The sequence below is a fragment of the Desulfomarina sp. genome, from assembly GCF_054039375.1.
The window spans coordinates 1-13973 of the sequence record NZ_JBPLBA010000131.1 but is presented as its reverse complement, the minus strand read 5'-3'; the positions used below and the strand labels follow the sequence as shown (position 1 = coordinate 13973).

The following is a 13973-nucleotide window of genomic DNA, read 5'->3' as shown; positions in this document are numbered from 1 at the left end:
ATAATTATTGCATGCCGATTTGCAGCCCTGATGCTGTTTTTTCAAATTCCAGGGCCTTTCGGGCAAAATCTCTCCATCTCTCATTAGTGCCTTTTTCGGCAATTTTCCTGAATAATCTTAGCGCTTTTTTTTCATTTCCCTTTCGTTTTGCCAACTCAGCAAGGTGAAAAAGGCTCTGGTCATAGAATGGGTTTGTTTCCTTTATTTTAAGAAAAACGGCTTCTGCTCTGTCAGGTTGTTCAGTTTTCATAAGACTTTCACCAAACATTACCAACTCTTCCTGGCTGAGTTCGCGGTCAAGTTTTTCCAGAGAATCAAAAACTTTTGCGCATTTTTTGAAATCATCCATCCTGTAATAGACAGTAGCTGCCAGCTCATAGAATTCTTTTTTTTGAGGAAGAGGGGACGGGAGAAGGCGAAGAGCTTCGGTAAAACGTTCCTGGTTGATAAAGGCTTTCAGGCGGAGCAGGAGAATGTCATCAGCATATTGACCATGGGGATAATTGAATGTGTACTGGGCGGCGAAGTCCTCCACAAGAGTATAATTACCATGGTTGAATGAGGCTTTGACAAGAGGAAGAAAGAACTGCTCTTTTTGATCAACTTCAGAAATCTCAATAAGATAAAGATAAAGCCTCTGGGCTTCTTCATAAACGCCTATTTCATCATAAGCTCTGGCTATATCGACAAGATACCTGCTGTCCAGCCAGTTTTTCCTGAAGAGATCTTTATTCTGTTTGGCCAGAACCAGAGCCTTTAAATATTGCTTTTCTCCCACAAGCCTTTTAATTTCACCCGGCAACAGATCTATTAGAAGTGCCTGGGCTGATGAAAGAACATGCCCGTATCTGAATTCCCTGATAAGCTGCTGTAAAAGTGTTATTGATTCTCCTTTTCTGTCTAACAGGGAGAGGACCAGGGCCTGTTTGAAGAGGGCTTCTTCCTTTGGCTCTCTGACAATTGATTTTTCATAGATTGATGCATAACTCTTAAGAGCCCAGGACAGGGCAGAACTTTTCTGCAACAGCAGGAGGTCCGTTTTCTTTATTGCAGCTCTGTTGCCTGCTTCCGTACCGGGAAATGCATTTTCAATCTGGGTAAAGCTGTCTATCAATTTTTCTTTCGGCATGAATTTAAGCCTGGACATTTCTGCTCGGTAACGGATCATTCCAAGGGAAGTTTTATTGAGAACCAGTGTTGAAAGTTGATCATAGCAACTGCTGCTTTGCATGAATTTCCTCTGGCTGTACAGAGTCGCACAGTTACCGTTAAGGGAATAGGGTTGCCTGGCAAGATACTCTGAACCTGCAACCAGACGATATGCGGCATAGGCTTTTACAGGTTGATTGATGCCATACCAGTAATCTGCCTGCCGGATTTCTCTGATTTCTTCGATGGGAGGCGGAAACGCGATATCATCTTCCAGAAGAAGGTTGTTCATTGCAGAAAATTTTGCAGATGCGAGGGAGACTTCTATCCGTGAGAGATGAAGATACGGTGTAAGTGGATTGGTGAGACTGATTTTTTTCGCAAGGGGAGTAAGTTCAAATTCAGCTATATGTGGATCCTCGTGGATTGCCCGCAGCAACAGGAGGACGTATCTTGCAAAACTGCCGATGAGTTCATCATCGTATTTTTCCTGAAGGAGATAAAGTTGTTTGTATGCACCGACAAAATTATCAGCCCTGAAGAGAACCTCACCATAACAGAGGGCTAATTTTTTTTGTGTCTCAATATTTTTTTCTGATTTAAGTCGCTCAAGAATCCTGGTGGCAAGGTGTTCCCACAGACCTTCGCCTGCAAGTTTGAACAGTTCAGGGGAGAGGATTTGCAGGTTTTTTTCCTTGTCGGGCGGCAGCATTCCGATGATCGGAAAAGGTGGGAGGGTAAATTTTACTGGCACACTGATTGTCAGTGGTGATTCATATCCATTAAAAAATGTCATCCAGTTCTTGACATAGGGCGAAAAAACATACGGATTTGTATAATCAACCCTGCTTCTGTCAATAACAGTCAACCCTTCCAGTTTTTTTGCAAGATCTTTATATGATTTCGAATATCTGTTTCCAGGGAGGATTTCAACAACGATTTTATCGTTGCCATTTCTGGAAACAGTGTAGTGTTGCGGGGTGTATCGAAAGAAAAGAGATAGGATAAAGTCGCCGTTTTCAGTGTGAGACAAAATTTTGACTATTTTGTCGTCGGGTTTGAAAAAGGTGATTTTTTTCTTTAACTCCGTATTGTTGAATATAAGGTTCAGGCGTCTTTCATTGATTGTTTCGGAAAATGTCGGGGCTTTGTCAAAAAGAAAATAAAGCTGTATCATATCACCGGATTCCGCCCTGGAAACCCGGAGAAGTTCCGAGGCGAAAACAGGTGTGCCGGTGAGTAGAACAGCAAAAATGATATATGGAATGAAATTCTTCATGATTATTAATGTTTTCAGATTTGTCTTCTTTTTGCAAATTCTATTCCATAGTTGAAGTTTCTTTGTGTTGGCATGCTCAGGTGGTGTTTGTTCATACATGAGCAGCTTCGTTTAAAATCAAGAACTGCAAAAAAACAGGCGCAGGTCTATGGTTGATATAGCGAGGACAAAATATTTCGGACAAAAAGACCAATTATGGCCAGCACAAGTCAACGACATTGACCTCTGAGCGGCAACTGGTTACAGGTTCTACAGATTTTTGCAGGCTCTTTTGTTCGCTACAGGCTCCCTGTACGGATAAAAGAGATCGTGGAGAGCAGGGCGCCTGTGAGCAATTACGTGACATTGGTCCGGCAATGAAGAATTAAACAGGATGAAAAAAACAGAGTCGGAAATTTGACATGAGGTGGCTGTAGAAAAACAACAGATTGCTCCATTTGCAGCAAGTTGAAAATCATGACGTTTTTTTGTAATACTTGTTTGATTTTTTAACGCTTTTATTGATAGTATTCATGGTGAATACATTATCTGTCTCAGAAGTCCATGACGGCTTTTGAGGGTGAATATTTTACTTGGTAAACATATTACTCTATTTAACAGGAGATATAAGGCATGGGAAAGAATGTACTGCTGGTTGATGATTCAAGTACGATGAGAAAAATTATCGGTCGATCACTGCGCCAGGCAGGGATTGAGTTTGACAATATATTTGAAGCCGCTGATGGGCTTGAAGCCCTGGAGGTACTGGAAAAAGAGCAGGTTGATATTGTACTGAGTGATATCAATATGCCCAATATGGATGGGATTTCTTTTCTGAGAGAGAAATCCACGAGGGATGGCATTAAAGATATACCTGTTTTAATGATTTCTACAGAAACAGGAGATGATATTATCGGAGAGGCTAAATCCCTTGGTGCCGTTGGTGCTATCAAAAAGCCCTTCACACCTGACAAGGTAAACGAAGTTCTTGGTCCTTTACTTTAACCTGATTGGTGTAAAAGGGGGTGGCAGTGGATATCAGTAAAAACATGATTGAATCGGCAAAAGAAATTTTTTCCACGATGGTCATGATGGAGATTGAAGTGGCTGGAGATCTGTTACAAGAGACTGCCCCTCTCTCTGATTCTATTTCGGGAGTTATTGGTCTGGTCGGTACGCATAAAGGTGTTCTGGCCATCCATTTACCTCAAAATGTTGCAATGGCTGTTACTGGAAGCTTTCTCGGCATGGATGTGGAAGAAGTCAATGAAGATGTGGAAGATGCCGTAGGAGAACTTGCCAATATGCTTGCAGGAGATGTTAAAACCGCGCTTGCTGAAAACGGCAGAGATATTGATATTTCTCTGCCGACCATTATTGCAGGACGTGAATACGATTTCCAGCCGACAGGAGAAACGGAAAGAATCATTATTCCTTTTGGCTGCAGTGCCGGTCATTTCTCCGTTGAACTGCAGTTGGAGCGATAATTTATGTATAAACAGCAGGTTATTTCCATTTTCCAGGGGATTGTTTAAATGGCTGGCGAATTCAATATTGGTGCAGAAATAGTTGCCGGGATAAAAGAGGTGTTTTCGACCATGCTTATGGTCGATCTGCAGGCTGAAGAGATCATAGAAAATGGAGAATGTGAAATCACCTCCAATCTTACGAGTATGATTGGCCTTGGTGGAGGAATCCGGGGAATGCTTGCCATTCATTGTCCTGCTGCTGTCGCCTGTGGTATTACCGGTGGTCTGCTGGGGATTGAAATCCATGAGCTTGGCGAGGATGTAAAGGATGCTGTTGGTGAAGTCGCAAACATGGTTGCCGGCAATTTAAAGGTGTCCTACGCGAGAAACGGTATTGATATAGAGTTGGCGATTCCTACTTCTATTGTGGGTGACTCATTTGCCGTGAGCGGTATGGCTGATGCAAATCGTATTGTTGCCGTAATGAAAGCACCGGAAGGCCCACTCTGGATTGAACTTCTGTTTATCTGAAAATCCACGGCACCTGTGAGTAATTACGTTACGGGTTGTATCGCCGCAGTCGCGATTCTCATTGGCTTTTTTTGTAGTCATCTGGCATAAATGGCTGAGCCATAGAGTAAGAGTCTGCCCGTTTGTTCGAAAATCTCGCTGTGAACGGTTTTTTTTATCACAGTCGGGATTTTTGTTTTTTTAGGAAACCGGGCTTTCTTTCGTATCCAGCTCAGTTAATGTCTGCAAATCGCAATTGATCACTGAGAAAAGTGGACTAAATATTTCACCCCGCGGTTCCGATAAGGAATACAGGTTGTGGGTTAATTGCTCACAGACACCTCGGATTTTCATGGTCCTTTTTGTCCGCACAGGCAGGCTATAGCGAACAAAAGAGCCTGTAAAATTTTGTGGAACCTGTGACCGGCTAAATGGTTAGTCACTCAATTTTTTTCTTGATTACCCATGAAACTCAGTCAAATTGTGGCTGTACCTGTTTTATCAGGCACATCCCCAGACTCACAAATAACAGGCTGAGTTTCATACGTAATCAAAAATTTTTTACTCTATGGATCCTATAAAACGAATTGATAAAATTCTCGAAGCTGTTCAGGTACGCGTACAGGATGAAGTCGCTTCTCTGCTTGGTGTGGATTTTTTACTGGAGAATATCGAAAAGCAGCCTGTGACCAAGGAGGAAGTGTTTGATGCGCTTGTCGGGAAGCAGATCTGTGCCAGGATGGAACTTGTGGGTGAAGTTGAGGGGAATGGTGCATTGCTTATAGGAATTAAGGATGCCATCAGGTTGGGTGGCACTCTTATCATGCTTCCCGCCTCTGAACTTGATGAGGTTATCTCGAGAGAGGAGTACAGTGAGGAGATAGAAGATTCATACGGTGAAATAGCGAATATAATTGCTGGTTCCTTTACAAAAGATTTCGAGGAAATGTACCCGAAATCATTCCGTTTTGTCAGAAAGGAACAGGAAAAACTCGTCCCTGTCAAGGTGGATATTGAATCCGATGAGCCTGTTAAAAATGAGATTTTTTACCAGGTTGCCTTTTCCATGATTCTTGACGGGGCCCCCATGGGCAAAATGGTTATGCTCATGCCGGCTGCTTCTCTTGGTTTGCACTGGGAAGATAAGGTGGTTTCATTGTCTGATACAGCGCCTGTCGAGCAGAATAGTGCAGAAGAGCAGGAAAAAGATGAGGAAATTAACACTGAAGTCGAATCCGATGCGACTGCTGAAACCGTTAAACCAAATTTTAATGTAGAAAAGCATAAAAAAAGAATAGACAGACTGCTGACTGCCTGCCAGGAAAAGATGTCAGCCGAGCTTGGGGCATTGCTTGGTGTGGATATTGCCTTGTCCGATCTGCACAACAGTTTTGTCAGTAAGGAGGAGTTCTTTTTCGATCATGCGTCAGGAAAACAGGTTCTTGCTGATATGGAGGTTGTTGGAGATCTCGAGGACAGAAGTTTTTTTTCAATCAGCCTGAAAGATGCCATATACCTTGGTGGACTCCTGATCATGCTTCCTCCTTCCGAACTGGAGAATGTTGTCAGTGAAGAAGATTTTGGTGAGGAAGCACAGGATGCCTATGGAGAAGTTGCCAATATCGTGTCGGGTGTCTATACATCGGTATTTGAGGAACAGTACACAAAAAATCTCAGGTTCATCAGAAAGGAACTCCAACAGGTTGTGCCGATGAAGGTGGATCCTGAGTCGGACGAGCCCGTGCCTGATGTGCCCTATTACCTGAGTTCAATGACACTGAATATTGAAGGAAAAAGTTATGGAAAAGTCCATATGCTTTTTCCTGTAGAATTGCTGCAGTTGTCAAGTTTTGGTCAACCGCAGGCCCAGGTCGTTGAAGAGGCAGTGGTGGAAACGGCTCCGGAAAACGAGAACAGAGAATCGGCACCAGCCCCTTCAGAAAAAAAAGCGGATTTCAACATTGAGCGTCACAGGAAGAGAGTTGACAAACTTCTTGGTCTCTGTCAGGAAAAAATGGCTGACGAAGTAGGGGCCCTCCTTGGTGTTGATGTTCAGTTGCTGGATCAGGAAAATCGAATTGTCAACAAGGAAGATTTCTTTTTTGAGGAGGTTTCAGGAAAACAGATTATTGCCGATATGGAAGTGGTGGGGGAGATAGAGGATAAATCCTATCTTGTTATTTCCCAGAAAGATGCCATCCGTATTGGCGGAACCCTTATCATGCTCCCTGAGAATGAACTTCAATCCAGTGTTGAAGATGGCGATTTCAGTGAGGATATTGAGGATGCTTACGGAGAGATTGCTAATATCATTTCAGGGGTCTATACAGCAGTTTTTGAGGAGGGATACACCCGACAGATACGATTCATAAAAAAAGATCTTCATCAAGTTCTACCCATGAAAGTCGATCCTGAGTCAGAGGAGCCTTTTCCTGATCAGGAATACTATGTCAGCAGTATGAAGCTTGTTCTAGGTGGAAATGAGGCTGGAAAAGTACATATGGTATTTCCCTCAATAATGCTGCAGCTTGATGGCCTGGGAGCAAAAGAGCAGGAGCAAGAGGCTGAAGCGCGTGGGACTGCACATTCTGTTTCTTCAGGATCAAATGGCGAAAGCTCCAGGCCCGCCCCGGTGGCAGCAGATGATGGAAGGAGGCCGATTGATATTCTGCTTATTGGCGATGATATGACGGAAATAGAGAAATTACAGTCTGTTTTCGGTAAAAAGGGGTTTGAAATCCGAGTGTTGTCATTCAAAGATGAAGTTCACAACTATATACCCGGTGAATTGAAAGCAGTCTATCTTGTGATGCGGGAAATTAATGAGCAGGGATTTGGAGTGGCAATAAAGGTGAGCAGTTCATGTTCCCTGCCTCTGATTGCGGCAGCCCCTGGATGGACAAAAACCAAAGTCATCAAGGCTGTAAAATATGGCATACGGGATATCCTCCTTACTCCCGCCACAACAGAGGATATCGAGGAAAATATAGACAACAATCTGTTGAAGATGGCCGCCTGAGGAAAAAATATAACCTGAATCCTGTTCCTCAGCTTTTCTCCCACAACCCGCTGATTTTCTTTTTCTTGATTTTTTCCAGCAGTGTGGTTCGTTTCAGGTTGAGAAGGCGGGCCGCTTCTTTTTTGTTCCCTTCTGTTTTTTTCATGGCCTGGACAATGAGCTGGGTTTCAAAATCATTGATCAGCTCCTTGAAATTGATCTGGCCATCTTCCCAGTCAAGTTGCGTGAGTATCGATTTTTCACCACCCTGTTGTTTCTCTGTAGCCGAAGGAGCGGGAGATTCAGGGTTGGTTTCTTTTTGCTCAGGTATTTTAACAGAATGAAATTTTTCAGGAAGATCAGAGAGATTGACCTCCCTGCCGCTGAAAAGAATACTCATATGCTGGACGAGGTTTTCCAGTTCCCTGACATTTCCCCGCCATTCATAATAGATCAGTGATTCAATCGCCTCTTGAGAGAAGGTAAATTTTTCTCTGCCCCGTTTAAGAGTATACGTTTCAATAAAGGAATTGACCAGGAGGGGAATATCTTCAGCTCTTTCCTTCAGTGAAGGAATATTGACAGGTATGACACTGAGACGATAGTAGAGATCTTCCCTGAATTTTCCTTCACTGACAAGTTGTTCAAGATCGCAGTGGGTGGCAGCGAGGATACGGGTGTCAATGGGAACAGCCTTGAAGGCTCCAACGGGTTCGAATTCCTTTTCCTGCAGGACACGTAACAGTTTTGCCTGAAGAGAAGCTTTCATGTCACCAATTTCATCAAGAAAAAGAGTGCCCTGGTCGGCATATTGGATTCTTCCTGGTTTATTGGTGTTGGCACCGGTAAAGGCACCTTTGGTGTACCCGAAAAGCTCACTTTCCAGCAGGTCGTCAGGAATAGCCGCACAGTTTACCGGAACAAAATTCTGGTCTTTTCTTTTTGACTGGGCATGAATTGCCTTGGCGACCATCTCTTTACCGGTACCGGATTCGCCTCTGATGAGAACGGTTGAGTAATCATCTTCGGCAATTTTGGTTATCAGTTCAAAGAGATTCCGCATGGGATCACTGGATCCTATCATGCCGTGGAATGCGGATTTTGAAGATTCTTCTGTCACTTTTTCCAATATAGTGTTTAACCTGGGTGCTTCAGGCACCCTTCAGCTTTTTATTGTCTGAATGTAACTACTCACAGGGGTAGCAAATATGTGATTTTATAACCTCTGAACTGTAATTGCTCACAGGTGCCGCAGATTTTTGCAGGCTCTTTTGTTCGCTATAGCCTATTTATGCGGACAAAAGAGACCGTGAAAAGTTGGGGTACCTGTGAGTAATTACCTTCAGGAAAAACTCAATGTCGTTAACTTAAGAACAAGATGGTTCAGGAAAGTCCCATTCTGACCTCGGCCGAGGGTGGAATGGGACTTGTCGGTTAAGTCAACTACAGTGGGAAAAAACTGAGAATTATAAAAGGATTGAGATGCTATTTTTTCTTTTCAATAAGTGGTGCCATCTGTTTATAAATGGCATCACCAATTCCTAGTCCGGGACCGGCAGCTGTGGCCTTAGCCGTCTCCATATCAAGCATTTCCTGATAAATTTCCGTGGAGGTGCTTTTTTCAAAAAGCCCCCCTTCGGGAATGGTTTTGCGCATGGCTTTCAACATTTCCATAATAAACAAAGATTCAAGCTGTCGGCTTGAATCTTTCAAGGCTTTGAGATCTTGAGTTTTTCTGTCTGTGGTTTCGGGAGCTTTCGGGCTGATCAGCATCCTCGGGTCAATCTTGAAATCCATTTTTCTTTCCTCTAAAGAATGATGAGTTCACCATGCATGGATCCTGAAGCTTTTATTGCCTGAAAGATGGCTATAAGATCTCTTGGCGTGGCTCCAATGGCATTCAGGGCATTGGCAATTTCACCGATGGATATTCCTTTTTTCATATCAAGGAGAACAAGTTCTCCCTCCTCTTCCATGACAGAAATGTTGGTTTTGGGAGTAATGACAGTATCGCCTTCTGCCAGGGGGTTGGGTTGGGAAACTTCGTAATCATCGCGTATGATCAAACTCAGATTCCCATGTGATACCGCAACAGTTGACAGCCGCACATCCTTGCCCATAACAATGGTGCCGGTTCGTTCATTGACCACAACTTTCGCGGAGGAGTCGGCATCCACGTCGAGGTGTTCAATACCGGCAATAAAGTCAACAATTCTGTTTCTGTATTTTTCAGGTATTGAAATTTTGACCGTTGATGAACTTTCCGGAAAGGCTGTTCCTTTTCCAAACGCCTTGTTTATTGCCTTTGACATGTTGGCTGATGTTGTAAAATCGGCTTCGCTGAGCTGGTATTCGAGGATCCCGTTTTTACCGATATCGACCTTGACCCCATTTTCAACGATGGCGCCACCGGCTATCCGGCCAACTGTGGGATGGTTTTTCTGAGCCTGGGCAGCTTTTCCACCAAAAGAAAATGCGCCGATGGCAAGGGGACCCTGGGCCACGGCGTAAACTTTCCCGTCGGCACCGACCAGCGGTGTCATGAGAAGCGTCCCTCCTGCCAGACTCTTGGCATCACCCATGGAGGAAACCTGGATATCAATTGTTGAGCCAGACCGCGCAAAGGGAGGCAGGTTGGCGGTAACTATCACCGCTGCAACATTTTTTATTTTTATATCATTAATTTTTGCGGGATCAATGGTGATACCATGCCGTGTCATCATGTTATATACGGCCTGAAGGGTGAATTTTGATTTTTTCATATCATCACCGGTTCCATTGAGGCCGGTGACAAGACCGTATCCCATGAGCTGATTATTTCTTACTCCATGGATCCGGGCAATATCTTTGATGCGTACACCGTACGAGTTATCAGGCGCCAGAAGAGACGCAAGTATCGCGGTAATGATCAGAATTGAGAATGAATGTTTCATAATATGGTATTCCTTTCCCGGGGTGAACTCGGTCTAAAACGGCCAGATATTATCAAGTGTGCGCATCATCCAGCCGGGCTCCTGTTTGTCGCTGAGAGCACCCTTGCCGGTATAGGTGATACGCGCGTTCAGTATCTTATTTGAGCTGACTGTGTTGGCCGCGGTAATATCAACGGGCCTGACAATCCCTGTGAGGTAGATAATCTGGACCTCATTATTGACCATAACTTCTTTTCCTCCCCTGATTTTAAGCTGACCATTAGGGTATTTGCCTACGACCTGGGTGGTGAGGGATGCGGTCAGGTCTTCCTTGCGGGTTGTTGTTCCATTGCCGTCAAACCCGTTTTTGAAATCAGCCTTGACAAGATTTGAAAGATCGACAGGATTATGACCGTTCCAGATTTTATCGTTTTCAAGACCAAAAAAATTGGGAATGGAAGCAGACATACTGGTAGTCCGATCCGTTTTGGTGGAGGCCTGTTTTGAGGCACTGGCCTGTTCGGAAATAAGGACGGTTACAATATCTCCAATATTTTTTGCCTTTCTGTCGGCAAACATGGAACTGTTCCTCTCGCTCCAGATGGATCCGCTTTCCCTGTGAATGGAATCACCAGCCTTGATTTCCTCAAGAGGTTCGGGAATAGTAACTATTCTGGGTGGTGGGGTCGCACAGGAGGAGAGAAAAAGCAGGATAAGGAAATTGAGAATGATCCTTGAAAGATGATATGTTCTGTTTGTTTTTTTCATGTAACTGCTCACGGTGTTGAACTCTGTGCTTTATTGCGTAATTACCTTATCTTACAATGTCACCTCGACAAGACCGGGGGCTGCCACTCGACAGTAGATTATTTTATTTGAACTGATGTTCTGCACACGAATCATCTGGTCCTGGCGGCCATTATTTCTTGCAATTCCAACAGCGGACAGGAACATATTGCCATGGTGGAGAACAATTTTTACACGTTGTCCTCTTTTAATAACAGGACGGCCCTCAATCATTGAGGTGGTGATGACAGAGCCTTCCCTGAGGCTTCGTTTCAGTCTTTTCCCTATAAAATCTGTGATATTGGTACCGGCGGAGGAATATCTGCCGAGATCTTTTGTCGCCAGAGTCAGATGGCTTCTGTTTAAAATTGTGCCTTTGGACAACCTGGCTGCGGCAATAACTACCGGAGCCAGGGCCTCAAGTTTCCCCTTTATAGACATATTTTTGGCTACCCGGTCATCGACCCTGAAAATAATTGAGAAACGTGAACTGCCGAGAATACGGGGATTTGAAGGAACGACTTCCCAGGTGAGTTTTCCGGCAGGCAGGGTAAAAGGAATCGGCAGGACACCGGGATTAAAATGAATTTCAGCGTCAGGCAGGTTCTTTTTGTTTTTCTTCAGATATTCGTCTATGATTTTCAGGATTCGTGTGGGGCCGATATAAATACCGAGACGACTGAGGGAAACTGACGGCGAGCCCTGCCAGAGAGTATGATCTGGTAAATCGAGTTTTGTGAGCAGATAATTTTTGATATTGAGGGAACGAAGGGAAACAGTTTCTCCCGGCAGGGGCGCCTGGCCGATCACCTGGGTTGCAAGAGCCCGGCTGAACTCTGAGTCTTCATCAAAATCAACAATATCACCCAGGGTTATGGTGCTGCCGTTAACGGTTGCATTCTTCCTGAAGGTGATCTGCAGACCATAGGCAGGTGAGGTCGTTGAAATAATGAACACTATAAGAAATAGTTTTTTAAACATTTCTGAGAGGTTATCCTATACCAGGTTATTGGTTGTCTGCATCATTTCATCTGATGTCTGAATTGTTTTGGAATTGATTTCATAGGCCCTCTGGGTTGTAATCATGTTGGCGATTTCTTCAACGATATTGACATTTGATCCTTCAAGATAGGTCTGCAGGAGGGTTCCATAGCCATCTTCTCCGGGTGTTCCTGTTTGTGCGGTACCGGAGGCGGAAGTTTCTTCAAACAGATTTTTTCCAATTGCCGAGAGACCTGCAGGATTGGTGAAAGTTGCCAGTTCCAGGGTTCCCAGTTCAGTGCTGACAGTATCATCGCCAATAAGCGCACTGACAATCCCGGTTTCGCTGATGGTTATCTGTCTCGAGCCATCGGGAATCGTAATGGTGGGCAGTATGGGGTATCCATCGGAATTAGTCAGTCGGCCGTTGCTGTCTCTTTTAAGTGCGCCGGCACGGGTGTATGCGGTATTGCCGTTTGGCATTTCAATCTGAAGGAACCCGTTACCTTCTATGGCTACGTCCAGCTCATTTTCCGTGAGAATAAGATCACCCTGGGTGAATATTTTGGTGACCGCGGCTGGCTTGACACCAAGGCCGATCAGGATACCGGTGGGGGATTCCGTATCGGTTGATGTCTGGCTCCCCGGCACCTTCATGGTCTGATAGAGAAGGTCCTGGAAATCCGCCTTGCTCTTTTTAAACCCGGTGGTGCTGACATTGGCGAGATTGTTGGCAATGACGTCGATGTTTAACTGCTGGCCATGCATGCCGGTTGTACCGGTCCAGAGCGATCTGATCATAGTGTTCCTCTTATCCTACTGTTCCAAGTTCTTCGAGTTTTTCACCGATGGTGGAATAACTTTTCAATACCTTGTGATATGTTTCGAAAGTTCTCTGATTATCAATGAGCATGGCCATTTCCGTAGCCATATTGACGTTGGAGAGTTCCAGGTTTCCCTGGAGGACTCTGTAATTATCGGCCGGGATTTCATTTCCACCATTTTCGAGGGAAAATGTAGTGTCCGGTTCTCTTTTCAGTTTTGATGTGTCGTCTATATCAACAATAGCCAGTCTGGCGACTTCGGCTCTGCTGCCCCTCGGGCCAAGAATGAAAATTGTGCCACTGTTGCCGACACCTATGCTGCTGGTGTCGGTATCTGGAATAGTTATTTCAGCACCGGATTCATCCAGAACCCTGAGACCGTTACTGGTTGTCAGCAATCCTTCCTCGTTTATCTGGAAGTCTCCTCTTCTTGTATAAAGAATTCCATCCCTGCCCTGAACCTTGAAAAAACCTGGTCCGTTTATGGCCATATCCAGCGGGTTTTCTGTCGGTTTCATCGGACCAGGAGTGAAGTCGATATAATTATTTTTTACCCTGTCGTAATTAATTCCCTTTGCATTTCGCGCCTGCTGTTCGCCTTTAAGTATGGCTTCAAAGCTGACCAGGGATTTTTTGAAGCCGGTTGTGCTGATGTTGGCAAGGTTGGCGCTGATATTGGCAATTGATTGTTCTCTCGATATTGCTCCGGCAAGCGCGGCGTATTTTCCTGAGACCATTGAACGATTTCCATGTTGAGATTGCTTTCAAACTACCATTAATTGTTCTGTTACAGTATCGGCCCCAGAGCCTGTTTTCTTAAGGCCACTTTGAAAAATTGCCTCTTCACCCGACTTCCGGGACACCTGTGAGCAATTACAGATTAAACTGTAACCTAAATCCTGCACTTCAGAAAATGGAAAAATGTAATTATGAATAAATTTCAATATGTTATATCTAACGAATCCGGCCATTCACTGTTTGGGTGATTGTACATTTTTTCATTTTCTTTGCCCTGCGGGATTGGCGATTTTACCGAATCTGCTTCGTTTTCAATGGCTTGAAGTATGTCTATACGTCGACGCCATT

12 protein-coding genes are annotated in these 13973 nt (G+C 44.3%); 4 read left to right on the top strand and 8 right to left on the bottom strand.

The window, feature by feature from the left end; genetic code table 11:
- Positions 1-4 precede the first annotated feature (4 nt).
- Positions 5-2428, bottom strand: coding sequence for a tetratricopeptide repeat protein (locus ACXLDX_RS07635; RefSeq protein ID WP_457576594.1), 2424 nt, complete (start codon positions 2426-2428; stop codon positions 5-7).
- A 612-nt stretch (positions 2429-3040) separates the two neighbouring features.
- Between ACXLDX_RS07635 and ACXLDX_RS07630 the strand changes: the two genes are divergently transcribed.
- The 4 genes from ACXLDX_RS07630 (at position 3041) to ACXLDX_RS07615 (ending at position 7405) form a co-directional block, all read left to right on the top strand.
- On the top strand, positions 3041-3412 hold the full coding sequence (locus ACXLDX_RS07630; protein ID WP_457576593.1) for a response regulator: 372 nt from the start codon (positions 3041-3043) through the stop codon (positions 3410-3412).
- A 26-nt stretch (positions 3413-3438) separates the two neighbouring features.
- The gene (locus ACXLDX_RS07625) at positions 3439-3894 is read left to right on the top strand and encodes a chemotaxis protein CheX (RefSeq protein WP_457576592.1); all 456 of its coding nucleotides are present in this window, start codon (positions 3439-3441) and stop codon (positions 3892-3894) included.
- 48 nt (positions 3895-3942) lie between these two features.
- Complete coding sequence (locus ACXLDX_RS07620; protein ID WP_457576591.1) at positions 3943-4407, top strand: chemotaxis protein CheX; 465 nt, start codon at positions 3943-3945, stop codon at positions 4405-4407.
- A 547-nt stretch (positions 4408-4954) separates the two neighbouring features.
- Positions 4955-7405, top strand: a complete 2451-nt coding sequence (locus tag ACXLDX_RS07615) for a hypothetical protein (RefSeq protein WP_457576590.1) — start codon at positions 4955-4957, stop codon at positions 7403-7405.
- Between the two features lie 28 nt (positions 7406-7433).
- Here ACXLDX_RS07615 and ACXLDX_RS07610 read toward each other — a convergent pair whose 3' ends face one another.
- The 7 genes from ACXLDX_RS07610 to flgF form a co-directional block, all read right to left on the bottom strand.
- Positions 7434-8504, bottom strand: a complete 1071-nt coding sequence (locus tag ACXLDX_RS07610) for a sigma-54 interaction domain-containing protein (RefSeq protein ID WP_457576623.1) — start codon at positions 8502-8504, stop codon at positions 7434-7436.
- Between the two features lie 365 nt (positions 8505-8869).
- Complete coding sequence (locus ACXLDX_RS07605) at positions 8870-9181, bottom strand: rod-binding protein (protein WP_457576589.1); 312 nt, start codon at positions 9179-9181, stop codon at positions 8870-8872.
- Positions 9182-9192: 11 nt separating this feature from the next.
- A complete protein-coding gene (locus ACXLDX_RS07600; RefSeq protein WP_457576588.1) occupies positions 9193-10317 on the bottom strand; it encodes a flagellar basal body P-ring protein FlgI in 1125 nt (374 codons plus the stop codon).
- Positions 10318-10350: 33 nt separating this feature from the next.
- On the bottom strand, positions 10351-11064 hold the full coding sequence (locus ACXLDX_RS07595; RefSeq protein WP_457576587.1) for a flagellar basal body L-ring protein FlgH: 714 nt from the start codon (positions 11062-11064) through the stop codon (positions 10351-10353).
- Between the two features lie 51 nt (positions 11065-11115).
- Positions 11116-12063 carry a flagellar basal body P-ring formation chaperone FlgA gene (gene flgA / locus ACXLDX_RS07590; protein ID WP_457576586.1) on the bottom strand — a complete coding sequence of 316 codons (948 nt, stop codon included), beginning with the start codon at positions 12061-12063 and terminating at the stop codon, positions 11116-11118.
- Positions 12064-12078: 15 nt separating this feature from the next.
- Positions 12079-12864, bottom strand: coding sequence for a flagellar basal-body rod protein FlgG (gene flgG / locus ACXLDX_RS07585; RefSeq protein ID WP_457576585.1), 786 nt, complete (start codon positions 12862-12864; stop codon positions 12079-12081).
- Between the two features lie 10 nt (positions 12865-12874).
- Positions 12875-13624, bottom strand: coding sequence for a flagellar basal-body rod protein FlgF (flgF, locus tag ACXLDX_RS07580; RefSeq protein ID WP_457576584.1), 750 nt, complete (start codon positions 13622-13624; stop codon positions 12875-12877).
- Positions 13625-13973: the final 349 nt, after the last annotated feature.

Bases quoted from the DNA above. Each gene is read 5' to 3' on its own strand.
- ACXLDX_RS07630 (WP_457576593.1), top strand. From the start codon at position 3,041: ATGGGAAAGAATGTACTGCTGGTTGATGATTCAAGTACGATGAGAAAA.
- ACXLDX_RS07600 (WP_457576588.1), bottom strand. From the start codon at position 10,317: ATGAAACATTCATTCTCAATTCTGATCATTACCGCGATACTTGCGTCT.
- flgA (WP_457576586.1), bottom strand. From the start codon at position 12,063: ATGTTTAAAAAACTATTTCTTATAGTGTTCATTATTTCAACGACCTCA.
- flgG (WP_457576585.1), bottom strand. From the start codon at position 12,864: ATGATCAGATCGCTCTGGACCGGTACAACCGGCATGCATGGCCAGCAG.
- ACXLDX_RS07595 (WP_457576587.1), bottom strand. From the start codon at position 11,064: ATGAAAAAAACAAACAGAACATATCATCTTTCAAGGATCATTCTCAAT.
- ACXLDX_RS07620 (WP_457576591.1), top strand. From the start codon at position 3,943: ATGGCTGGCGAATTCAATATTGGTGCAGAAATAGTTGCCGGGATAAAA.
- ACXLDX_RS07615 (WP_457576590.1), top strand. From the start codon at position 4,955: ATGGATCCTATAAAACGAATTGATAAAATTCTCGAAGCTGTTCAGGTA.
- flgF (WP_457576584.1), bottom strand. From the start codon at position 13,624: ATGGTCTCAGGAAAATACGCCGCGCTTGCCGGAGCAATATCGAGAGAA.
- ACXLDX_RS07605 (WP_457576589.1), bottom strand. From the start codon at position 9,181: ATGGATTTCAAGATTGACCCGAGGATGCTGATCAGCCCGAAAGCTCCC.
- ACXLDX_RS07635 (WP_457576594.1), bottom strand. From the start codon at position 2,428: ATGAAGAATTTCATTCCATATATCATTTTTGCTGTTCTACTCACCGGC.